The organism is Pseudomonas sp. FW305-3-2-15-C-LB1 (assembly GCF_058787615.1).
Genome location: NZ_JBYSZX010000009.1, coordinates 184,652 through 205,755 on the forward strand (window position 1 = coordinate 184,652; position 21,104 = coordinate 205,755).

The 21,104-nt window shown below is 62.4% G+C and carries 19 protein-coding genes; 13 read left to right on the top strand and 6 right to left on the bottom strand.

The annotated features are described in order from the left end of the window. The first annotated feature begins 65 nt into the window (after nucleotides 1-65). The 3 genes from AC3WP7_RS19075 to AC3WP7_RS19085 are packed head-to-tail and all read left to right on the top strand — an operon-like array spanning nucleotide 66 to nucleotide 2,139. Nucleotides 66-635, top strand: coding sequence for a GNAT family N-acetyltransferase (locus tag AC3WP7_RS19075; protein WP_071489928.1), 570 nt, complete (start codon nucleotides 66-68; stop codon nucleotides 633-635). A 38-nt stretch (nucleotides 636-673) separates the two neighbouring features. After that, nucleotides 674-1,543 (top strand): acyl-CoA thioesterase II, encoded by an 870-nt coding sequence (gene tesB / locus AC3WP7_RS19080; RefSeq protein WP_102592428.1) that lies wholly within the window; start codon nucleotides 674-676, stop codon nucleotides 1,541-1,543. After that, nucleotides 1,540-2,139: an HAD family hydrolase gene (locus AC3WP7_RS19085; RefSeq protein ID WP_102592427.1), complete on the top strand. Its 600-nt coding sequence runs from the start codon at nucleotides 1,540-1,542 to the stop codon at nucleotides 2,137-2,139. Before tesB ends, AC3WP7_RS19085 begins: the two co-directional genes overlap by 4 nt. Before the next feature lie 99 nt (nucleotides 2,140-2,238). Here AC3WP7_RS19085 and AC3WP7_RS19090 read toward each other — a convergent pair whose 3' ends face one another. The 3 genes from AC3WP7_RS19090 to AC3WP7_RS19100 are packed head-to-tail and all read right to left on the bottom strand — an operon-like array spanning nucleotide 2,239 to nucleotide 4,571. Then, complete coding sequence (locus AC3WP7_RS19090; RefSeq protein ID WP_102592426.1) at nucleotides 2,239-3,213, bottom strand: hypothetical protein; 975 nt, start codon at nucleotides 3,211-3,213, stop codon at nucleotides 2,239-2,241. After that, the gene (ypfJ, locus tag AC3WP7_RS19095; protein ID WP_092248227.1) at nucleotides 3,214-4,101 is read right to left on the bottom strand and encodes a KPN_02809 family neutral zinc metallopeptidase; all 888 of its coding nucleotides are present in this window, start codon (nucleotides 4,099-4,101) and stop codon (nucleotides 3,214-3,216) included. A 53-nt stretch (nucleotides 4,102-4,154) separates the two neighbouring features. Continuing rightward, nucleotides 4,155-4,571: a membrane lipoprotein lipid attachment site-containing protein gene (locus AC3WP7_RS19100; protein WP_071489932.1), complete on the bottom strand. Its 417-nt coding sequence runs from the start codon at nucleotides 4,569-4,571 to the stop codon at nucleotides 4,155-4,157. Nucleotides 4,572-4,755: 184 nt separating this feature from the next. On the opposite strand from AC3WP7_RS19100, the gene AC3WP7_RS19105 reads away from it, so the two are divergent. Next, nucleotides 4,756-5,634 carry a DMT family transporter gene (locus tag AC3WP7_RS19105; protein ID WP_071489933.1) on the top strand — a complete coding sequence of 293 codons (879 nt, stop codon included), beginning with the start codon at nucleotides 4,756-4,758 and terminating at the stop codon, nucleotides 5,632-5,634. A 13-nt stretch (nucleotides 5,635-5,647) separates the two neighbouring features. Here AC3WP7_RS19105 and AC3WP7_RS19110 read toward each other — a convergent pair whose 3' ends face one another. After that, nucleotides 5,648-6,982 (bottom strand): MFS transporter, encoded by a 1,335-nt coding sequence (locus AC3WP7_RS19110; protein ID WP_092248230.1) that lies wholly within the window; start codon nucleotides 6,980-6,982, stop codon nucleotides 5,648-5,650. Nucleotides 6,983-7,201: 219 nt separating this feature from the next. Here AC3WP7_RS19110 and quiC point away from each other — a divergent pair, with 219 nt between their 5' ends. Together quiC and AC3WP7_RS19120 are read left to right on the top strand one after the other, a co-directional pair. Further along, the gene (gene quiC / locus AC3WP7_RS19115) at nucleotides 7,202-9,103 is read left to right on the top strand and encodes a 3-dehydroshikimate dehydratase QuiC (RefSeq protein WP_102592425.1); all 1,902 of its coding nucleotides are present in this window, start codon (nucleotides 7,202-7,204) and stop codon (nucleotides 9,101-9,103) included. Between the two features lie 78 nt (nucleotides 9,104-9,181). Then, nucleotides 9,182-9,823: a TetR/AcrR family transcriptional regulator gene (locus tag AC3WP7_RS19120; protein ID WP_033897904.1), complete on the top strand. Its 642-nt coding sequence runs from the start codon at nucleotides 9,182-9,184 to the stop codon at nucleotides 9,821-9,823. A 138-nt stretch (nucleotides 9,824-9,961) separates the two neighbouring features. Here the strand turns inward: AC3WP7_RS19120 and AC3WP7_RS19125 are convergent, their stop codons facing one another. Then, the gene (locus tag AC3WP7_RS19125) at nucleotides 9,962-10,810 is read right to left on the bottom strand and encodes a shikimate dehydrogenase (RefSeq protein WP_092248235.1); all 849 of its coding nucleotides are present in this window, start codon (nucleotides 10,808-10,810) and stop codon (nucleotides 9,962-9,964) included. After that, complete coding sequence (aroQ, locus tag AC3WP7_RS19130) at nucleotides 10,807-11,256, bottom strand: type II 3-dehydroquinate dehydratase (protein ID WP_010206717.1); 450 nt, start codon at nucleotides 11,254-11,256, stop codon at nucleotides 10,807-10,809. Before aroQ ends, AC3WP7_RS19125 begins: the two co-directional genes overlap by 4 nt. A gap of 206 nt (nucleotides 11,257-11,462) precedes the next feature. Between aroQ and AC3WP7_RS19135 the strand changes: the two genes are divergently transcribed. The 7 genes from AC3WP7_RS19135 to AC3WP7_RS19165 all read left to right on the top strand — a co-directional run bounded on the left by AC3WP7_RS19135 (nucleotide 11,463) and on the right by AC3WP7_RS19165 (nucleotide 21,087). Next, complete coding sequence (locus tag AC3WP7_RS19135; protein WP_102592424.1) at nucleotides 11,463-11,984, top strand: RNA polymerase sigma factor; 522 nt, start codon at nucleotides 11,463-11,465, stop codon at nucleotides 11,982-11,984. Nucleotides 11,985-12,047: 63 nt separating this feature from the next. After that, nucleotides 12,048-13,046, top strand: a complete 999-nt coding sequence (locus tag AC3WP7_RS19140) for a FecR family protein (RefSeq protein WP_093529671.1) — start codon at nucleotides 12,048-12,050, stop codon at nucleotides 13,044-13,046. A gap of 150 nt (nucleotides 13,047-13,196) precedes the next feature. Beyond that, on the top strand, nucleotides 13,197-15,854 hold the full coding sequence (locus tag AC3WP7_RS19145; protein WP_102592423.1) for a TonB-dependent receptor: 2,658 nt from the start codon (nucleotides 13,197-13,199) through the stop codon (nucleotides 15,852-15,854). An 81-nt stretch (nucleotides 15,855-15,935) separates the two neighbouring features. Continuing rightward, entirely contained in the window at nucleotides 15,936-16,556 is a 621-nt protein-coding gene (locus AC3WP7_RS19150; protein ID WP_102592422.1) for a heme acquisition protein HasA, read from the top strand. Between the two features lie 162 nt (nucleotides 16,557-16,718). Continuing rightward, entirely contained in the window at nucleotides 16,719-18,455 is a 1,737-nt protein-coding gene (locus tag AC3WP7_RS19155; RefSeq protein WP_102592421.1) for a type I secretion system permease/ATPase, read from the top strand. Next, entirely contained in the window at nucleotides 18,452-19,777 is a 1,326-nt protein-coding gene (locus tag AC3WP7_RS19160) for an HlyD family type I secretion periplasmic adaptor subunit (protein ID WP_102592420.1), read from the top strand. Before AC3WP7_RS19155 ends, AC3WP7_RS19160 begins: the two co-directional genes overlap by 4 nt. After that, complete coding sequence (locus AC3WP7_RS19165; RefSeq protein ID WP_102592419.1) at nucleotides 19,774-21,087, top strand: TolC family outer membrane protein; 1,314 nt, start codon at nucleotides 19,774-19,776, stop codon at nucleotides 21,085-21,087. Before AC3WP7_RS19160 ends, AC3WP7_RS19165 begins: the two co-directional genes overlap by 4 nt. The last annotated feature ends 17 nt before the right edge of the window (nucleotides 21,088-21,104 follow it).

The following is a 21,104-nucleotide window of genomic DNA, read 5'->3' on the forward strand; positions in this document are numbered from 1 at the left end:
GACGGGAACCTGCGACGCATCTTACCCGCGTTGTACACTCACGCACATGGCAAGGGAGGGGACCCATGGAGCCGATACTCGAATTGGAAAGCGCACGCCTTTTGTTGCGCCAATGGCGCGACAGCGACCTGCCGGACTTTGCGCGCATGTGCGCCGACCCGCAGGTGATGCGTTATTTCCCGGCCACACTGAGCCACCTGGAAAGCGCCGCGTTGATCGGGCGGATTCGTGGCCACTTCGCCGAATACGGCTTTGGCCTGTGGGCGTTGCAACGCAAGGACACGGGGGAATTCATCGGTCTCACCGGGTTGCTGAATGTCAGCTTCGATGCCGACTTTACCCCGGCGGTGGAAATCGGCTGGCGCCTGGCTCGCGAACACTGGGGCCTGGGCTATGCCAGCGAGGCCGCGTGGACCGCATTGCGCTGTGGTTTTGATCGTCTGAACCTGGACGAGATTGTCGCCTTCACCACCGAATCCAATCTGCCATCACAAAAAGTCATGCAGGCCATCGGTATGCATTACGATCCCCAGGCAGATTTTGAACACCCCAAGGTCGCAGCCGATGACCCGCTGCGCCATCATGTTTTGTACCGCATCACCCGCGCCCAATGGTTGGACACGCTGCACGGATAGGCAGCCCGGAATGCCCGATAGATTTTAGGAGTTGCTCTATGAGCCAAGTATTGGAAGATCTGGTGGACCTGCTGACCCTGGAGCCGATCGAGGAAAACCTCTTTCGCGGCCGCAGCCAGGACCTGGGTTTTCGCCAACTGTTCGGCGGCCAGGTGCTCGGCCAGTCGCTGTCGGCGGCCAGCCAGACCGTAGAAGAAGCGCGGCATGTGCATTCGCTGCACGGTTACTTCCTGCGCCCCGGCGACGCGAAATTACCGGTGGTGTACTCGGTGGACCGCGTGCGGGATGGCGGCAGTTTCAGCACGCGTCGCGTGACCGCGATCCAGAAGGGCCACCCGATCTTCACCTGCAGTGCATCCTTCCAATATGACGAAGAAGGTTTTGCGCATCAGAGCACCATGCCGGTGGTAGTCGGCCCGGAAAACCTGCCGTCGGAGCTGGAACTGACCCAGCAACGCGCGCACCTGCTCCCCGAGCACATGCGCGACAAGCTGCTGTGCCCCAAGCCGATCGAAGTGCGCCCGGTCACCGAGAAAGACCCGTTCAACCCGCAACCGTCCGACCCGGTCAAGTACGTGTGGTTCCGCGCCGACGGCGCCCTGGCCGATGCACCGGCGCTGCACAAATACCTGCTGGCCTACGCCTCGGACTTCGGCCTGCTGACCACTTCGCTGCTGCCCCACGGCAAAACCGTGTGGCAGAAAGACATGCAGGTCGCCAGCCTCGATCACGCGCTGTGGTTCCACGCCGACCTGCGTGCCGATGACTGGTTGCTCTACGCCATGGACAGCCCGTGGGCCGGCAATTCCAGGGGGTTCTCCCGAGGCAGCGTGTACAACCGCGCCGGGCAACTGGTGGCCTCGGTCACCCAGGAAGGCCTGATTCGCCATCGCAAGGATTGGGCATGAGCCTGACAGAGGTTAAACATTGGGTGTTCGACATGGACGGCACCCTGACGGTGGCCGTGCATGATTTCGCGGCCATTCGCGTGTCCCTGGAGATTCCACCCGAAGACGATATCCTCACGCACCTGGCGGCGTTGCCGAAGGAGGTTGCGGCGGCCAAGCATGCCTGGTTGCTGGAGCACGAGCGTGAGCTGGCGTTGGAGTCGGTGGCCGCCGAAGGCGCGGTAGAACTGGTGCGCGAACTGGCCGGGCGTGGCTATCGCCTGGGCATCCTGACGCGCAATGCGCGGGAGTTGGCGCATATCACCCTGGACGCGATTGGCCTGGCGGACTGTTTTGCCATGGAGGACGTGCTGGGGCGTGACGATGCGCAACCGAAGCCGGATCCGGACGGCCTGCTGAAACTCGCGGCGGCGTGGGATGTGGCGCCAAGCGAGATGGTGATGGTCGGTGATTACCGCTTTGACCTGGACTGCGGCCGGGCAGCGGGGACGCGAACGGTGTTGGTGAATCTGCCGGAGAACCCGTGGCCGGAGTTGGCGGATTGGCATGCATCGGACTGCGCGGTGCTGCACCAGATGATCCAGCCCAGACAATAGAGATCAACTGTGGGAGGGGGCTTGCCCCCGATAGCGGCGTATAAATCAGCACATGTGTAGTTGGCAGACCGCAATCGGGGGCAAGCCCCCTCCCACAGGTTATGGCGTGAACAGTACTTTCTGGCCCTCGGGCGACGTAAACATCCCATCCCCGTTATGCCCCACTCCCGGCACTTCCACCAGCGTGTGACTCAACTGCGGGTGCCGCTGCTTGAGGTAGTCAAAATAGTTGTGCCCACGAATCAGGCGGTACGCGCCCTGGGTCTCGGCGGCGCAGCTTTTGTCCAGCGCCGGGTGGTTCGGGTCGGTGTCCTGCTGGCCCAGCAGGTAGGTGATATTGCGTGACACGTAAGCCTGCTCCAGCTGTTGGGCGCTCTGGCCCTTGGCGTAGTCGGGCAGGTCTTGCAGGCCGTACTTCCAGTCGTTGAAGCCTGGGCAACTCGCCGTGTCGAACTTCACTGGGCGTTGTGGGGTGAAGTAGGCGTAGGACGAAGGGTTGGCCACCACGTAACGCAGGCTGATGCCTTCGGTTTGCAGCAGCGGATGGTCGTGCCCGGTGAGGGCGAAGCGCTGCACCACCTGGCCGCCACCGGAGTGGCCGGCCACGACGATTTCCTTCAGCGCCGGGAACAGCGTGCGGTTGCCCAGGTGCTTGATGATCTGGTCGAGGACGCCGTAGGAACTGATGTGTCCCGGACCGGTGGAGGGTTCGCCGGCCATCCAGTCATTGCCGTTCCAGCGCAGTACCTGATTGTCCAAGTGGTTGCGCTTGACGTCGGACGCATTCAGAAACTGCGGCGCAATCACCAGTGTGTTGGCGCTCTGGCCTGCGTGCTCGGCGGCGTCTTCGGCGCTTTGCAGGTAGGTTTGCGCATTGCGCAGGCGGCCGTGCACGATGATCAATGCGCGGGTGACCTGGGGCAGTGGCTGGCGCCAATCCTGGCTCAAACCGAGGCTGAGATCGCCGGCCTCCAGGTGGAAACGATGGGGGCTGACGTCCTTGACGCCGTGTTCGGCGGCCCAGGTTGAACACGTGACTAACAAGCCCAGCAGCCATCCCAAGCGTTTATTCATTTAAAGACTCTTGGCGGTAAACGTGTCGCATTGAGTGATCTGGCCCTGGGCGAAGCCGGTCTTGAACCAGCGAACCCGCTGTGCCGAGGTGCCGTGGGTAAACGAGTCCGGCACAACACGCCCCTGACCCTGTTGCTGCAAGCGGTCATCGCCAATGGCGTTGGCCGCGTTCAGTGCTTCTTCGATATCGCCGGGTTCCAGCCAGTTGAGGCGCTTTTGCGCACGGTTGGCCCACACCCCGGCGAAGCAGTCGGCCTGCAGTTCCTGGCGCACCAGCAGTCCGCCATCACCTTGCATCGGCCGACCCTGCTGGCGTGCGGCCTGGATTTTCGACGAGATGCCCAGCAAGGTCTGCACGTGATGCCCGACTTCGTGGGCGATCACGTAGGCCTGGGCGAAATCACCGGCGGCCTGGAAGCGCTGCGACATTTCCCGGAAGAAATCCAGGTCCAGGTACACCTGCTGGTCAGCCGGGCAATAGAACGGGCCGCTGGCCGAGGTGGCTCCCCCGCAGGCGGAATTGACCCGGCCACGGAACAGAATCAGTTTCGGATTCTTGTAGGCCAGGCCGTTTTCCTGGAACACCTGGCCCCAGGTGTCTTCGGTATCGCCCAGCACGGCGCGGACAAAGTCCGCTTGCTCGTCGTTGGCCGGCGGCGCCTGACGTGTCTGCGTACTCACCGAGGGTGCCTGTTCCATCTGGCCGGTCAGTTGGCCGAGGATCTGCAACGGGTCCTGGCCGGTCAACCAGCCGATGCCGACAATCAGCACGATGGCCGTGAGGCTCAGACCCTTGCCGCCCCCAAAGCGCATACCGCCCCCACCACCGCCGCTGTCATCGCGGGCGTCGACCACGTTGTCGCTGCGTCGGCCTTTTTTCCATAGCATGGGGCAATCCTCTTGGTGAACGGTCCTACATTAATTGGGGAAGAGTATGGCCGTTAATCGCGGCAATAGCCTTCGCCGGTATCGACAATCAGGCAATCCTTTTTATCCGCCAACCATTTCAAACCGGTGGCTTCGCCGTCGCCGGCGCTCAATTGCTGGGGGCCGTCCGGGCGGGTAAAGGCGATGCCGTCTTCGTTGGCTTCACCTTTGAAGGTGCCGGAGTCGTCGTCATCAAGGCCATATTTCATGGTCAGAATGTAGTGACCACGGCCAATACTGTCGTCCTTGGCGATGGTGAGGTAGAGGCCTTCTACGCCGATCCACTTGCCGAGCCATTTGTCGGTGGGCGGCGTTGCCGGCACCAGGGTGGCCTGCACGGACGCCGGTGCCGGCTTGGGGGCTGGCTGCTCTTGCTGGTTGCACGCGGTGAGCAGGGCAAGGGCAGACAGGACAAAGAGGATTTTTTTCATAGCAGCAAGGCCTTGATTAAAAAGTGTGCAACACGGCGGTCAACGTGCAGCGTTGGACTCGAATCCCGTGATTTAGTGCGCTGTTCGCACGGTGTTTGGTTATGCTCTAGGGGCAGACGCAGGCCCGGCTGCTAGATTACCGGGTTGAGTGCCACGCGTTCAGCTCGCCACGCAAGAGAATTCCATGACTGTCAGCACCCCCCTTTCCGGCGTCAACCACCCCTTCAAAGGCATTTTGCTGATTGTACTGGCGACGTTCCTGTTCTCCAGCCATGACGCCTTGTCCAAATACCTGGCCGGGTTCTACCCGATCGTGATGGTGGTGTGGGCGCGTTACCTGGTGCACACCCTCTTGATGGCCGGCATCTTCCTGCCGCAATCGGGCTTGCGCGTGCTGCGCAGCAAGCGGCCGGGGATGCAGGTGGTGCGGGCGCTGTGCCTGTTGGGCACCAGCCTGTTTTTCACCTCGGCGCTGCACTTCATCCCCCTGGCGGAAGCCACGGCGGTGAACTTCCTTGCACCGATCCTGGTAACGGCGCTCTCGGTGCCGCTGCTCGGCGAACATGTGACGCGTGGCCAGTGGCTGGCGGTGATCTGCGGGTTTGTCGGGGTGCTGGTCATCATCCACCCGGGCGGCGAACTGTTCACCCCGGCGGTCTTGTTGCCCCTGTGTTCGGCGCTGTTCTTCTGCTTCTACCAACTGCTCACGCGCATTCTCAGCCAATACGACACGCCCACCACCAGCAACTTCTTCGCCGGCCTGTGCAATACCTTGGTGATGAGTGCGATGGTGCCGTTCTTCTGGCAAGTGCCGACGCTGTGGCACGGCGTGTTGATGCTGGCCCTGGGCACCTGCGGGATGACCGCGCATTTGATGCTGACCCAGGCGTTCCGCTTCGCGGCACCGGCCTTGCTGGCGCCGTTTGGCTATTGCCAGATCGTGTTCGCGGGGTTGTTGGGCTGGCTGGTGTTCAACCACACCCCGGACCTGACCACGGTGGTCGGTATCGGGGTGATCTGCATGAGTGGGCTGGCCGCTGCCTGGCAGCAGCGGCGCCGGTAGCTGAGACGGTAGATCAAACGTCCACGGTAGGGATCTTGCGCGGCGCCATGAAGTACATCCAGGTCAGCGCAATGAAGTACATCGCCGGGATCAGGGTGAACAACACGGTGTAGTTGTTGTTAGTGACCGTCAGGATGTGGCCGACGATCTGGGTCATGAACATGCCGCCGATGGCCGCGCACATGCCACCAAAACCGAACACCGTGCTCATCATGTGCTTGGGTGTGTAGTCCATCACCAGGCTCCAGATGTTGGCGGTCCAGGCCTGGTGTGCGCCAATCGCCAGGGAGATGGCAAACACCGCGACCCACAGCTGGCTGGAACCGGCGGCCATGATCACGCCGACGATGCAGCAGGCAAACAGCAGCATCGACAGCAGCCGCGCCTTGATCGAGTTCATGCCTCGGCCGATCAGGAACGACGACAGAATCCCACCCCCCACGCTGCCGAAGTCGGCGGTCAGGTAGATGATGATCAGCGGGATACCCATCTGGGTCACGTTGATGCCCAGGTTGTATTGCTGGTTCAGGAACGGCGGCAGCCAGTACAGGTAGAACCAGAACACCGGCGCCGTCATCGAGTAGGCGAGGGCGAAGGCCCAGGTGCCACGCATGCGCAGGATGCGGCTGAAGGGCACGCGGGGTTGTTCCGGTTCGACTTCCTGTTGCACGTAGTCCAGTTCGGATTGTTTGACGGTGGGGTGGTCTTCCGGGTTGAAGTACTTCAAGCCCCAGAACAGCAGCCAGATCCCGCCGAGCGCCGACATGCACAGGAACGCCGCCTGCCAGCCCCACACGTGCAGGATCAACGGCAGCAGCATCGGCGTCATCATCGCACCCACGTTGGTGCCGGCGTTGAAGATACCGGTGGCCACTGCCCGTTCACCGGCCGGGAACCACAGGCGCGTGGTCTTGACGCAGGCCGGGTAGTTGGCGGCTTCGGTCAGCCCGAGAATGAAACGACAGACCATGAAGCCCACCGCCGAGGTGGCCAGGCCGTGGGCGCCGGTGGCCAGGCTCCACAACAGGACCGCGCAGAAGAACACGCGTTTCACACCGACCCGGTCGATCAAGCGGCCCTGCAGCACAAAGCCGATGGCGTAGCCGACCTGGAACCAGAAGTTGATGTTGGCGTAGTCCATCGCCGTCCAGCTCATCTCTTTGGCGAGGATAGGCTGCATCACGCCCAATGCGGCGCGGTCGATGTAGTTGAGGGTGGTGGCGAAGAACACCAGGGCCAACATGCCCCAGCGCGTTTTGCCCACGGCCAGGGCGCCGCGGATCTTGTCGCCGATGCCGGCGTGCGGTGTGCCCGGGCGGTCGGCCAGGACGGAGTTTTGCAGAGGCATGAGGTCGTACCCGTTTTTTGAAATTTTTATGGTGTGTTCTGGGTCTTGTTACTGAATCGATGGTGCGCAGCGGCTAAAAAATCGTCAATTCGCCAAAACGGCTTTGTGTTCGATAATCGCACCAAAAACTAACCGGTTCGTACATTTTAATTGCTGTGAACAGTTTAGCGGCCAATAATTTGCCGTAAACAAGACGCGCCTAAATGCCGGGAGTCGCCCATGCAACGCTCCATTGCCACCGTTTCCTTGAGCGGAACCCTGCCGGAGAAACTCGAAGCCATCGCGGCCGCCGGGTTCGACGGCGTAGAAATCTTCGAAAACGATCTGTTGTATTACGATGGCAGCCCCCGTGAAGTGAGGCAAATGTGTGCCGACCTGGGCATTGCCATCACCTTGTTCCAGCCGTTTCGCGATTTTGAAGGCTGCCGTCGAGACCGCCTTGCACGCAACCTGGAGCGCGCCGAGCGCAAATTCGACTTGATGCAGGAACTGGGCACCGACCTGGTGCTGGTGTGCAGCAATGCCTCCGCCGATTGCGTGGGCGACGAGCGCATTTTGCTCGATGACCTCGGCCTGCTCGCCGAACACGCCGGCCGCCGTGGCTTGCGCATTGGCTATGAAGCGCTGGCCTGGGGCAAGCATGTAAATACCTGGCAACAGGTGTGGAACCTGGTGCGTCAGGTCGATCACCCGAGCCTTGGTGTATTGCTCGACAGCTTTCATACCCTGTCCCTCAAGGGCGACCCAAGCGCCATCGCCGAGATCCCCGGCGACAAGATCTTCTTCGTACAAATGGCCGACGCGCCGATCCTGGCCATGGACGTGCTGGAGTGGAGTCGGCACTTCCGTTGCTTCCCCGGCCAAGGCGAATTCGACCTGGCTGGGTTCCTCGCGCCGATCATCAAGAGCGGCTACACCGGGCCGCTGTCCCTGGAAATTTTCAACGACGGCTTCCGCGCCGCGCCCACCCGTGCGAATGCGGCGGATGGCCTGCGCTCCCTGCTGTACCTCGAAGAGAAAACCCGCGAACGCCTGAAGCAGGAAGCGCCGGCGCAACCGGTCGAGATTCTGTTTGATACCCCGCCTGCCAGCGAATACGACGGCATCGAGTTCCTTGAATTTGCCGTGGACGAGAGCCTTGGCGCCAAGCTCACCCACTGGCTGGAACGCCTGGGGTTCGTCAAGGCCGGGCAGCATCGCTCCAAGAGCGTGAGCCTGTTGCGCCAGGGCGATATCAACCTGATCCTCAACTGCGAACCCTATTCGTTTGCCCACAACTTTTTCGAGGCCCATGGGCCGTCGCTGTGTGCCACCGCGATTCGGGTCAAGGACAGCGCCAAGGCCCTGGAGCGGGCGGTGGCATACAAAGGCCAGCCGTATCGCGGCCTGGTCGGGCCGAATGAGCTGGAGCTGGCGGCGGTACGTGCGCCGGATGGCAGCCTGATTTACCTGGTGGATCAGAGTGAAGGCGGGCTGTACGACACCGACTTCAACCTGCAGCCCGGCGTGTCATCCAGCGGCGGCTTGCTGCGTATCGACCATATGGCCATGGCCCTGCCAGCCGACAGCCTCGACAGCTGGGTGCTGTTCTACAAGAGCCTGCTGGATTTCGAAGCCGATGACGAAGTGGTACTGCCCGACCCTTACGGCCTGGTGAAAAGCCGCGCGCTGCGCAGCCGTTGCAGCTCGATCCGTCTGCCGCTGAACATCTCCGAGAACCGCAACACGGCGATTTCCCACGCGCTGTCGAGCTATCGCGGCTCGGGTGTGCACCATATCGCCTTCGACTGCGCGGATATCTTTGCCGAAGTGCGCCGCGCCAAGGAGGCCGGTGTGCCGCTGCTGGATATCCCGCTCAACTACTACGACGACCTGGCGGCGCGTTTCGATTTCGACGATGAATTTCTCAGTGAGCTGGCGTACTACAACGTGCTGTACGACCGCGATGCCCAGGGCGGCGAGTTGTTTCACGTCTACACCGAACCCTTCGAAGGGCGGTTTTTCTTCGAGATCATCCAGCGCAAGAACGGTTATGCCGGCTACGGTGCGGCCAACGTGGCGGTGCGCCTGGCCGCCATGGCCAAATCGCGCAGCGGTGCGGTGCGCCAGGCACGTTTATAACGACGGTTGCGGTGCTTTCTTTCGGGGAGCGTCGCGGCCCATAATCACGGCCTGCATAACACTGGCCGTGAGCGCACCATGACCACCGAGGCACCTCGCAAGAGTCGTAAGAACAATCCGGAAAAGACCCGCGAAAACATACTCCAGGAAGCCATCGTCGAGTTTGTCCAGCAGGGCCTTTCCGGCGCTCGCGTGGACGCGATCGCCGAGCGTATCCACACCTCCAAGCGCATGATCTATTACTACTTCGGCAGCAAGGAGCAGTTGTATGTCGAGGTGCTGGAGAAACTCTACGGCGACATCCGCAACACCGAGACCCGCATGAACCTCACGGCCCTGGAGCCGCGTGAAGCGATCCGGCGGCTGGTGGAGTTCACCTTTGATCACCATGACCAGAATGTGGATTTTGTGCGCATTGTCAGCATCGAAAATATCCACAATGCCGAGTACGTGAAGCGCACAGACACCATCAAGGCGATGAACAGCAAGATCCTTGAAGGGTTGGGGGAGACCTTGCGCCGTGGCGCCGAGCTGGGCTTGTTCCGGGAAGGGCTGGAACCGTTGGACGTGCACCTGCTGATCAACTCGTTCAGCTTTTACCGGGTGTCCAACCGCCATACCTTCAGTGAGATTTTTCAGATCGACCTGTCGGATGAGGCGGTTAAACAGCGGCATCGGGACATGATTTGTGATTCGGTGATGCGTTACCTCCAGGCCTGAAGTCTCAGGTTGGAATGCATTCAAAATGTGGGAGGGGGCTTGCCCCCGATGACAGTGGGTCAGCTACAGATAAGCTGGCTGATCCACCGCTATCGGGGGCAAGCCCCCTCCCACATTTGGATTTTTATTCCAACTCAGTCAGGTATTCATGCTCTTGAAGTGCGCCAGCATGCGCTGCGCATCCGGCACTTCCCCACAGAACAGCTCAAACGCCTTCACCGCCTGAAACACCGCCATGTTGCCGCCATCCAGGGTGCGACAGCCCAATGCGCGGGCATCGCGCAGCAGTTCGGTTTCCAGCGGGAAATACACGATTTCCGCCACCCACAGGTCTGCCCTTAGCAAAGCGGCGGGCACCGGTGTGCCGGGCAGCTTGGCCATGCCCATCGGCGTGGTGTTCACCAGCCCATCGGCCTCGGCCACGGCGTTTTCTACGTGGTTGCCCACTTGGGCGCGCCCTGGGCCGAAACGTAGCGTGAGGTTCTCAACCAGGTCGCGGGCACGGGCGGGGTCCACATCGAAAATACTCAACTGTTGCACTCCCTCGGCCAGCAGCGCATGTGCCACTGCGGCACCTGCACCGCCGGCGCCCATCTGCACCACGCGTTGGCGGGCGACATCACTCAAGTTGCGCCGGAACCCTTCGGCAAATCCAAGGCAATCGGTGTTGTGGCCGATGCGCTTGCCGTCCTTGAACACCACCGTGTTGACCGCGCCAATGCCATGGGCCTCGTCGGAGAGTTCATCGAGCAGCGGTAGGATAGCCTGCTTGCACGGGTAGGTAATGTTCAGCCCGGTAAAGCCCATGAGCTCGGCGGCGCGCAGCAGATCGGGCAAGGCGTCGATGCCCAACTGCCGGGGCTCAAGGTCGATCAGGCGGTACAAGTAGCGCAAACCTTGGGCATCGCCTTCCTGTTCATGCAGCGCGGGCGTGCGGGAAGCCTGGATGCCAGCGCCGATCAGGCCGGCGAGGATGCGTGTTTTCATCGGGCCGATCCTTTGAGCAACTGGCTGAAGTGTTCCAGCGCCAAGTGGTAGCCGTGGCTGCCGAACCCTGCGAGCACGGCCTTCGCGATGGGTGACACAAAGGAGTGATGACGGAACGCTTCGCGGGCATGCACGTTGGAGAGATGCACTTCGATCACCGGCACTTCACTGGCCACCAGCGCATCACGGATCGCCACCGAGGTGTGGGTCCAGGCCGCCGGGTTGATCACGATCCCGGCGCAGCGGGCGCGGGCGCCGTGGATCCAGTCGAGCAGTTCGCCTTCATGATTGGTCTGGCGGAATTCGATTTTCAGGCCCAGCTGTTCAGCGCTGCGGCCGCACAAGGCAGCCACATCGGCCAGGGTTTCATGGCCGTAGGTAGCGGGCTCGCGGGTGCCGAGCAGGTTGAGATTGGGACCGTTGAGCACCAGCACGATAGGCGGCATGGGGTGTTCTCCACATTTCTTGTTAGTTGTGCAGATAAAATGTACTGAATGGTTAATTTGGTCAATTGATGGCGGCGTATGTGTTCGATTATCGAACCGTTAATCAAGCCGTTCATAACGGCGGATCAGATTAGATATCAATTGAAAATCATTCTCGACAACGCTTAAGATGCCCGCCTGTTTCCTTAACATTCCAGGGAGTCGGTTTGTCGGACGTGGATCTCAAAGGCCTGTTTCTCAAGCATGCCGATGCCTTGCGCGGGTATCTGGCGCGCAAGGTACGGGACCCGCAGTTGGCCGCAGACCTGGTGCAGGAGAGCTTCCTGCGCCTGGCGGAAAAACCGGCGGGCGAGCGCATCGACAACTCCCAGGGCTATCTCTATCGAACGGCAAGCAATCTGCTGATCGACCATATTCGCCAGGAAGCGCGGCGCAAGACTGACTCCGTGCCCCATGAGGCGCTGGCCGAGATTGAAGATGACGTGGCTGGGTTGGAGGTTCAGGCAATGGCGCAGCAACAGCGACAGGCATTGAAGCAGGCACTGGCGGAGTTGCCGGAGCGCACCCAGCAGATTTTCCGCCTCAACCGCATCGAAGGCATGACCCACGCCCAGGTCGCCCGGCACCTGGACATCTCTGACAGCTGCGTCCAAAAGCACCTGGCCAAAGCGTTGGCCTACGTGATGCAACGCTTGCAGGAAGGCGAGAGGGCAGCATCCGACGAATGAATTACCGAAAAACGCCCGTTCACTCGTCACAGCGTTATATAACGAAAAATTCGAGATTCACACGTGAATAGCCAGGGTCCGCAGCAGCACAGCATTACCGAGGCGGCCGCCGAGTGGGCGGTGCGCCTGCACGCCGGTGCCCTGACCGAACAGGAGCAGGCCGAATTGCGGCATTGGATCGCCTGCGACAGCCGCCACGAAGCGGCATTGCGTTTTGCCGAACAGACCTGGGCGGCACTGGGCGAGGTGTACAAGGAACCGCCGGTGAACCGCCAGCGCCCGTCGACGGCGACGCAGCCTGCGCGCGGGACCAGGCGGCGCCGGCCATGGCAACGTGCGGCGGCCGTCGCGCTGGTCGTGGTGGTAGCCGGTGTCGGCTGGGTGCGTGGTCCGGACTTGTTGCTGCACATGCAGGCCGACTACATCACCGAGAAAGGCGAAGTGCGCACCGTGCACCTGGCCGATGGCAGCAAGGTCGAGCTGGATTCCGCCAGTGCCATCCGCCTGGATTACGACAGTGTGCAACGCCGCATCAGCCTGCTGCAGGGCTCGGCGATCTTTGATGTGGCACCGAAGGTGGGCGAGGAAACCCGACCGTTCGTGGTGCAGAGCGCCGGCGGGCAGACCCGGGCGCTGGGCACGAAGTTTGTGGTGGAGCGCGAGGGCGACAGCCAGGCGTGGACCGGGGTGTTGGAACACAGTGTCGAGGTCACGCTGCAAGCCATCCCGAAAAAAGGCCCGGCCGACAAAGTGGTCAAACAAGGCCAGGCCGTACGCTACAGCACTCAGGAAGGCATCGTGCCTTTGGATCAACTCGACGTCGCGCGCGCCACCAGTTGGCGACGCGGTGTGTTGATCTTTGATCGCCAGCCGTTGGCCAATGTCATCGAACAACTCAACCGCTACCGTCCCGGGCGCGTGGTGTTGACTGACTCGGCCCTCGGCGAGCGTGAAGTCAGCGGCGTGTTCCGCCTCGACATGCTCGACACCGCCCTTGCCACGCTGACCCAGGAACTGCAGGTGCAACGCCTGGACCTGGCTGGCCTCAGCCTGATCTATTGATGACCCGGTGGGGGCCTGCTCCCACCGCCTGAAATCCCCCTTCCTGAAAAACTTTCAAAAAACCTTACTGACTTCCTGCGCGTCGCACGTCTTGCTAGGTGAGAAGCATTCGCATAAACAAGAAAACGCTCAGCGCAGGGAACAACAGAAATGTCAGCACTCAACAAGGGGCGTATCACCGCAAGCCGGTTAGCCCTGGCCATCCACTTGGGCCTGTTCGCCGCTGTGGCTCCGGTATTCGCTGCTCAGTCTCAGGCGAATGCTGCACGCCCTGCGGTGCTGATGCTGGATATCCCCGCGCAGTCCCTGGGCAGTGCTGTGCTGGCATTCGCCGACCAGGCCGGCCTGCAAGTGCTGTTCGACAGCCAGCGCCTGGCCGGTTTGCAGAGCACGGCCGTGAAAGGGCAATACAGCGTGCAGGAAGGTTTGGCGCGTCTGTTGGGGAATGCGCCGGTGGAGTATCGCTTCAATGGCGAACGCCAAGTCACCCTGACCCGCGTCGAGCAGAGCGGCGCCGCGTTGGCACTGGCGACCACCACGATCACCGGCCTGCACCCCAACGACTGGGTGTATTCATCGCCACGGTCGGTGAGTGTGGTCGGGCGTGAACAACTGGATCGCAACCCACCACGGCATGCCGCCGAGATGCTCGAAGAGGCGCCGGGCGTCTACTCGGCGGTCAGCCAGCAAGATCCCGGTTTGTCGGTGAATATTCGCGGCATCCAGGACTACGGCCGGGTCAACATGTCGGTGGACGGCATGCGCCAGAACTACCAGCAAAGTGGCCACCAGCAACGCAATGGCACGCTGTATGTCGACCCGGAATTGCTGTCGGAGGTGGTGATCGAAAAGGGCGCCACGTCCACGATGGGCGGCGCCGGGGTGATCGGTGGTGTGGCCAATTTTCGCACCGTGGAAGCCGCCGACCTGCTCAAGGGCGGCAAGGAAATCGGTGGGCGCATCCGCTTGACCACCGGGTTGGGTGGGCGCAGCAACGGCACGCATTTTATCGGCAGTTCGGCGTTTGCCGTGGGCACCGATGTGTGGGACATGTTGGTGGCTGCCAGTGAACGTCATCTCGGCGACTACAAACCCGGCACCCGGGGCAGCATCGGCGAGTTGCGCACCGGCAGTTCTTTCCTGCCGGCCAGTGAAGACCGGATCAAAAACTCCACCGTCGAGTACACCGGCTCGGTGATGCGTTCGCGCCTGCTCAAGCTGGGTCTGAACCTGCCGGTGGATCAGCGTCTGCAATTGAGCTACCTGACCACCGAGGTCGACTACGACGACGTCAACATGATGACCGCCGAAAAGGCCCAGCTGTGGGAGAAGCTCGGCAGCAGCAATGTCACGGCGCAGAACTTCGCACTGGACTACAGCTACACGCCGGACAACCCGCTGATCGATTTCAAGGCCAAGCTCTACTACGTCGACACCCGCAATGACCAGACCACACTGACCCGTGGCAGCAGCAAGGGCTACGACGTTACCTACCAGACCAACACCTATGGTTTGCAGGCGCAGAATATCTCGACCTTCGCCTTGAGCGAGCTGTCGGTGATCAAGGCCAACTACGGCCTGGAGTTTTTCTACGACAAGGTCCGGCCGGATTCCAATCAAATGGTGGCCGCCGATTCGGCGGTGACGGCCTCGGCGGCGGAAAGCATCACGCCCAGAGGTGACCGGGCGATGGGCAGCCTGTTCGCGCGCCTGGACTACGACTACGACAACTGGCTGAACCTCAATGCCGGGTTGCGTTACGACCGCTATCGGCTGCGCGGCGAGACCGGCCTGAACACCCGTACCTTCATCATCGGCACCACGCGACAGATCGGCTTGCCCATGACTTATGACGTGGATCGGGAAGAGGGGCACTTCTCGCCGACCTTCGGCCTGTCAGTCAAGCCCGGCGTGGATTGGCTGCAACTGTTCGCCACGTACGGCAAGGGCTGGCGCCCTCCGGCCGTCACCGAAACACTGGTCAGCGGCCGGCCCCACGGCGGCGGTTCGGAGTCGATTTTCCCCAACCCGTACTTGAAGCCCGAGACGTCCACGGCCTGGGAGGTCGGCTTCAACGTGCTCAAGGAAGACCTGCTGTTCGCCGAGGACCGCGTGGGCATGAAGGTGTCCTACTTCAACACCCGCGTGGATGACTTTTCCTATATGGCCCTGGGGGTGCAGCCGCCCGGTTATGGCATCGCCAATATCGGCAATGCGGCGTATGTGAACAACCTGGAAACCACCCGTTTTCGCGGCCTGGAGTACCAGTTGGATTACGACGCCGGGTTCGCCTACGGCCAGTTCAACTACACGCGCATGCTCGGCAGTAATACGTTCTGCAGCAAGACCGCGTGGCTGGGTGGTGTCACCAAGATCCAGAAAGGCCCGGGCAGCCGAGCGCCGGTAGACGCGATGGTGCCGGACGACGTGGCCAATGCGGGGCAGAGCTGCAGCGCGATCCTGGGCTCCTCCGAACACATGCCGATGGACCGCGGCACCGCGACGCTGGGCGCACGCTTGTTCGAGCGCAAGTTGGATGTGGGGGTTCGTGCGCGCTACAGCGGCGGTTACTACGTCAAAGGTGGCGCCGGCGTGACCACCTCGCAAACCGGCGTCTACCCGGCTGACTGGAAGCCCTACACCGTCTATGACCTCTACAGCAGCTACCGCGCCACCGAGCAGTTGACCCTGCGCCTGGCCATGGAAAACGTCACCGACCGCGCCTACCTGGTGCCGCTGGGCGACGTACTGGCCTTCACCCTCGGGCGTGGGCGCACCTTGCAGGGCACCGTTGAATATCAGTTCTGACCGATTTTGCCCAGTGACGGGCAAAACCACAGCAGGCACTGGCTTGCTGCGGATATACCACCCCATGACTTGGAGTTTTGCATGAGCATTTCTATTTCATACAACACCGCCTACGCCGCGAACACCGTTGCCGAGTACTTGAGCGACTGGTCGGCTTACTTTGGTGACCTGAACCACCGTGAAGGGTCGGTCAAAGAGGGTTCGAATACCGGTGGTTTCAATCCTGGCCCGTTCGACGGCACCCAATATGGCGTGTCGAGCACCGTCAGCAATGCCGCGGTGGTGGCCAACGGCGACCTGCATTACACCTTGTTCAACCCGCCGTCGCACACCTTGTGGGGTTCGATCGACTCGCTGGACCTGGGCACCATTCTGACGGGCGGCGCTGCCGGCGGTAGCTACGCCCTCGCCGAGCAGGAAGTCAGCTTCGCCAACCTGGGCCTGTCGAGCCTGCAGTCCGAAGGCCGCGACGGCCAGGTGCACAAAATCGTCTACGGCCTGATGAGCGGCGACAGCTCGGCACTGGCGTCGGCGATCGACTCCCTGCTCAAGGACATCGACCCAAGCCTGTCGATCAACTCGACGTTCGACCAACTGGCCGCTGCCGGTGTGGCGCATGTGGACTCGGCTGCTGTCGCCGCCTCCGACGTGGCGCTGGTGGGCGTACAAGACGTGCCTCAGGACTTCGCGCTGGCCGCTTAAGCAAAAAAGCGAATGGAAGATCGCTCTCCCATTCGCCGCATGACACACCGCCGTCGCCCAAGCCTTCTATCTCTTCAGCGACGGCGGTGCCGAATTCTGCGCAGCGTCGTACAGCCTGTCAACGCGACGGCGCTGCCCGCTCAACCCTTTGAGAATCCCCAGATGCGCCACGCCGGCAACGAAACCCTGGCTGCCCTCACGGCCTATAAAAGTGGCTTCTTCAACATCGGCCTGTTCTCGGCGGTGATCAACCTGCTGATGCTCGCCCCGGCGCTGTACATGCTGCAGGTGTACGACCGGGTGCTGGCTTCGGGCAACCAGATGACCCTGCTCATGCTGACGCTGATGATCCTTGGCTTGTTCGGCCTGATGGGCGCGTTGGAGTGGGTGCGCAGCCAGGTGCTGATCCGTCTCGGCACGCAGATGGACATGCGCTTGAACCAGCGGGTGTACGACGCCGCGTATGAAGCGCAACTCAAGGGCGGCACCCAGGCGGCCGGCCAGGCGTTGCATGACCTGACCACGCTGCGTCAGTTCGCCACCGGCCAGGCGTTGTTCGCGTTTTTCGATGCGCCGTGGTTTCCGGTGTACCTGTTGGTGATCTTTCTGTTCCACCCCTGGCTCGGGCTGTTGGCGCTGGTCGGCGCAGTGCTGTTGATCGTGCTGGCGTGGGTCAACCACCACGTCAGCCAGGCCCCGATGGCCCTGGCCAGCCAACTGTCGATCAGCGCCAGCCAGCAAGCCACGGCTAACCTGCGCAATGCCGACACCATCGAAGCCATGGGCATGCTCGCCACCTTGCGCGCGCGTTGGTTCGGCCAGCACCAGGCGTTCCTGGCGCAGCAGAACCTGGCCAGTGAAAAGACCGCGACGGTCACCGCCTGGTCCAAGGGCGTGCGCCTGGCATTGCAGTCGCTGGTGCTGGGCCTGGGCGCGTTGCTCGCGGTGCAGGGTGACATCACGCCGGGGATGATGATCGCCGGTTCGATCCTCATGGGCCGCGTGCTCAGCCCCATCGACCAGTTGATCGGCGTGTGGAAGCAGTGGGGCTCGGCGCGCCTGGCGTTTGATCGCCTGTCACAGATGCTGGAGGCCAACCCGGCCCGGCCCGAACGCATGAGCCTGCCGGTGCCCAAGGGCCAACTGAGCGTCGAGCAAATCAGCGCCTGCGCCCCCGGCAGCCGCCGACCGGCGCTGGCCAACCTGGGTTTCAGCCTGGCGGCGGGCGAGGTACTGGGGGTGATCGGGCCGTCAGGCTGCGGCAAATCCACCCTGGCCCGGATCCTGGTGGGCGCCTGGGCGCCCTTGGCCGGCAAGGTGCGGCTGGACGGTGCCGACCTGGCCCTGTGGGACAAGCAGCAACTGGGCCCGCACATTGGCTACCTGCCGCAGGACATCCAGCTGTTCGCTGGCAGCATCGCGCAAAACATCGCGCGGTTTGCCGAGGTCGACGCGGACAAGGTCCTCGCCGCCGCACAAATGGCCGGCGTGCATGAGCTGATCCTGCAACTGCCGCAAGGCTACGACACGCCGTTGGGCGAAGGCGGCGCCGGGCTGTCCGGTGGCCAGAAACAGCGGGTCGGCCTGGCGCGTGCGCTGTACGGCCTGCCTGCGCTGATCGTGCTGGACGAGCCCAACGCCAACCTCGACGAAGTGGGCGAACAGGCCCTGCTCCAGGCCATCGCCCAGCTCAAGCAACAGCGCCGCACGGTGATCCTGATCACCCACAAGCCCAACGTACTGACCCTGACGGACCAGTTGCTGATTCTCAAGGACGGCCAGTTGCAGGCCTTCGGGCCGACGGCCCGCGTGTTGGAGGCACGGCAGAAACCGGCAGCGAGCAAGCCAGTGTCGACCCTGAACATGAGTTACCGCTTTGGTGAAGGAAAACAGGCATGAGCCAGAGCAAACCCGTGCTGATCAGTGACGCGCCGAACAATGTGCTGGCGCTGGATGATAAAAAATATTCGCGCCTGGGTTGGCTGCTGGTGCTCGGCGGTTTTGCCGGGTTCCTTGGCTGGGCAGCGTTGGCGCCTTTGGACAAGGGTGTTGCGGTGCCGGGCAAGGTCATGGTCTCGGGCCATCGCAAGACGGTGCAGCACCCGGCCGGGGGGATCGTGGAACGCATCGAGGTGCGCGACGGTGATGTGGTCAGCGCCGGCCAGGTCCTGCTGCGTTTGAAAGAAACGCCTTTGCGCGGGCAGATGCAGTCCCTGCGCAGCCAGTACCTGGCATCCCTGGCCAGTGAGGCGCGCTTGAGTGCCGAAAGCGAAGGGCTGGCGGCGATCAGCTTCGGCCCCGAGCTGCTCAACGATCCCGAGGCGACGGGCACGCTGAGCCTGCAACGGCAACTGTTCCAGAGCCGGGCCCAGGCACTGGCCACCGAGCAACAAGGCCTGCGCGAAACCATCGCCGGCGCCGAGGCGCAGTTGCGTGGCACGCGGGATTCGCAAGCGAGCAAAGTCCGGCAGCGGGTGGCGTTGAATGAGCAACTGCAAGGCCTGCGCGAGTTGGCGCGTGACGGTTACATCCCGCGCAACCGCCTGCTCGACAGCGAGCGCCTGTACTCCCAGATCGACGGCGCCATCGCCGAAGACGACGGGCGCATCGGCCAATTGCAGCGCCAGGTGATGGAACTGCGCCTGCGCATCCGTCAGCTTGGCGAAGACTTCCAGAAAGACCTGCGCGGCCAGTTGGCCGAGACCCGCACCCGCAGCGACGACCTGCGCAATCGCCTGGCCTCGGCCGAGTTCGAACTGGCCAACAGCCTGGTGCGAGCGCCGGCGTCGGGCGTGGTGGTGGGGTTGGACGTGTACACCGAAGGTGGCGTGATCAAGCCCGGCCAGGCGTTGATGGACATCGTGCCCCAGGGCGAGCCCTTGCTGGTGGAGGCGCGGGTGCCGGTGCAGATGGTCGACAAAGTGCATCCGGGCTTGCCGGTGGAGTTGATGTTCTCGGCGTTCAACCAATCCACCACGCCACGGGTGGCCGGTGAGGTGACGCTGGTTTCGGCGGACCGCCAGGTCGATGAGCGCACCGACGAGCCGTATTACACGCTGCGTGCCCAGGTCAGCGCGGCGGGCATGCAGCAACTGGACGGCGTGCAGATCCGTCCGGGCATGCCGGTGGAAACCTTCGTCAAGACCGGGGAGCGCTCGATGCTCAACTACCTGTTCAAACCGTTGATGGATCGCACCCACATGGCGCTGGTGGAAGAATGAAGGCGCTGCTGTTTACCTTGTGTTTGGGGTGTACCTCGGCGCACGCCTTGGGTTTGCTGGATGCCTACGACCTGGCCCTGCGCAATGACCCGACCTTTCAGGCCGCGATCCAGGAGCGTGAAGCCGGTGAAGAAAACCGCGTGATCGGCCGCGCGGCGCTGTTGCCGAACCTATCGTGGAGCTACAACAACTCGCGCAACGAATCCGAAGTGACGGCGGGTGATGTCACCAGTGACCGTGACTACCGCAGTTACGCGTCGACCCTGACCTTGCAACAACCGCTGCTGGATTACGAGGCCTACGCGCGCTTTCGCCAGGGCACCGCCCAGGCGTTGATGGCCGATGAACGCTTTCGCGGCAAGAGCCAGGAGCTGGCGGTGCGGGTGCTCAATGCCTACAGCCAGGCTTTATTGGCCCAGGAGCGAATCGAGCTGAGCCGCGCACAGAAACGTGCGTATGCCGAGCGCCTGCAACTCAATGACCGCCTGCTAAAAGGTGGCGAAGGCACGCGTACCGATGTGCTGGAAACCCAGGCGCGCCTGAGCCTGGCCCAGGCCGAAGAGATCGAATCCCAGGATGCCCAGGACAGCGCCCTGCGCGAGTTGGAAGCCATCGTCGGCCAACCGTTGCAGATCGAAGAACTGGCGCCACTGACGCGCCAATTCGAGATCCCGCCGCTGGAACCCAACCGTTTCGAAACCTGGCGCGAACTGGCCATGGCCAACAACCCGGAACTCCAATCCCAGCACCACGCCCTGGACGTGGCCGCCTATGAAGTGGAACGCAAACGCGCCGGGCACCTGCCCAAGGTCAGCCTGTACGCCACCAGCCGCCAGACCCGCTCCGACTCGGAGAGCAGCTACAACCAGAAGTACGACACCAACACGGTCGGCATCCATGTCAGCTTGCCGCTGTTTGCCGGTGGCGGCGTGTCGGCCTCTACGCGCCAGGCGGCTAATCAACTGTCCCAGGCCCAATACGAACTGGACGCGCAAACCTCGGCCACGCTGGTGGAGTTGCGCAAACAGTTCAACCTCAACACCAGCGGCGCGGCCAAAGTGCGTGCTTATGAAATGGCCGTCAGCTCTGCCACGGCTTTAGTCGCTGCGACGAAAAAGAGTGTGGCCGGCGGTGAACGGGTCAACCTCGACGTACTCGACGCCGAGCAGCAACTGTTCACTGCCCGCCGCGACCTGGCGAATGCGCGGCATGCGTATCTGCTGGCGAGGATTCAGTTGAAGTATTACGCGGGGTTGCTGAGCGAGCAGGACTTGCGGGCGTTGGCGGGGTATTTCCAGCCCTCGGCATAAGTGGTTACAACCCGGCA

What these genes read in the sequence shown, in the direction of transcription:
- AC3WP7_RS19120 (WP_033897904.1), top strand. Translation starts at nt 9,182, where the DNA reads ATGACCACCGAGGCACCTCGCAAGAGTCGTAAGAACAATCCGGAAAAG.
- AC3WP7_RS19085 (WP_102592427.1), top strand. Translation starts at nt 1,540, where the DNA reads ATGAGCCTGACAGAGGTTAAACATTGGGTGTTCGACATGGACGGCACC.
- AC3WP7_RS19100 (WP_071489932.1), bottom strand. Translation starts at nt 4,571, where the DNA reads ATGAAAAAAATCCTCTTTGTCCTGTCTGCCCTTGCCCTGCTCACCGCG.
- aroQ (WP_010206717.1), bottom strand. Translation starts at nt 11,256, where the DNA reads ATGCCGCCTATCGTGCTGGTGCTCAACGGTCCCAATCTCAACCTGCTC.
- AC3WP7_RS19075 (WP_071489928.1), top strand. Translation starts at nt 66, where the DNA reads ATGGAGCCGATACTCGAATTGGAAAGCGCACGCCTTTTGTTGCGCCAA.
- ypfJ (WP_092248227.1), bottom strand. Translation starts at nt 4,101, where the DNA reads ATGCTATGGAAAAAAGGCCGACGCAGCGACAACGTGGTCGACGCCCGC.
- AC3WP7_RS19165 (WP_102592419.1), top strand. Translation starts at nt 19,774, where the DNA reads ATGAAGGCGCTGCTGTTTACCTTGTGTTTGGGGTGTACCTCGGCGCAC.
- AC3WP7_RS19155 (WP_102592421.1), top strand. Translation starts at nt 16,719, where the DNA reads ATGCGCCACGCCGGCAACGAAACCCTGGCTGCCCTCACGGCCTATAAA.
- AC3WP7_RS19145 (WP_102592423.1), top strand. Translation starts at nt 13,197, where the DNA reads ATGTCAGCACTCAACAAGGGGCGTATCACCGCAAGCCGGTTAGCCCTG.
- quiC (WP_102592425.1), top strand. Translation starts at nt 7,202, where the DNA reads ATGCAACGCTCCATTGCCACCGTTTCCTTGAGCGGAACCCTGCCGGAG.
- tesB (WP_102592428.1), top strand. Translation starts at nt 674, where the DNA reads ATGAGCCAAGTATTGGAAGATCTGGTGGACCTGCTGACCCTGGAGCCG.
- AC3WP7_RS19090 (WP_102592426.1), bottom strand. Translation starts at nt 3,213, where the DNA reads ATGAATAAACGCTTGGGATGGCTGCTGGGCTTGTTAGTCACGTGTTCA.
- AC3WP7_RS19125 (WP_092248235.1), bottom strand. Translation starts at nt 10,810, where the DNA reads ATGAAAACACGCATCCTCGCCGGCCTGATCGGCGCTGGCATCCAGGCT.
- AC3WP7_RS19105 (WP_071489933.1), top strand. Translation starts at nt 4,756, where the DNA reads ATGACTGTCAGCACCCCCCTTTCCGGCGTCAACCACCCCTTCAAAGGC.
- AC3WP7_RS19160 (WP_102592420.1), top strand. Translation starts at nt 18,452, where the DNA reads ATGAGCCAGAGCAAACCCGTGCTGATCAGTGACGCGCCGAACAATGTG.
- AC3WP7_RS19150 (WP_102592422.1), top strand. Translation starts at nt 15,936, where the DNA reads ATGAGCATTTCTATTTCATACAACACCGCCTACGCCGCGAACACCGTT.
- AC3WP7_RS19110 (WP_092248230.1), bottom strand. Translation starts at nt 6,982, where the DNA reads ATGCCTCTGCAAAACTCCGTCCTGGCCGACCGCCCGGGCACACCGCAC.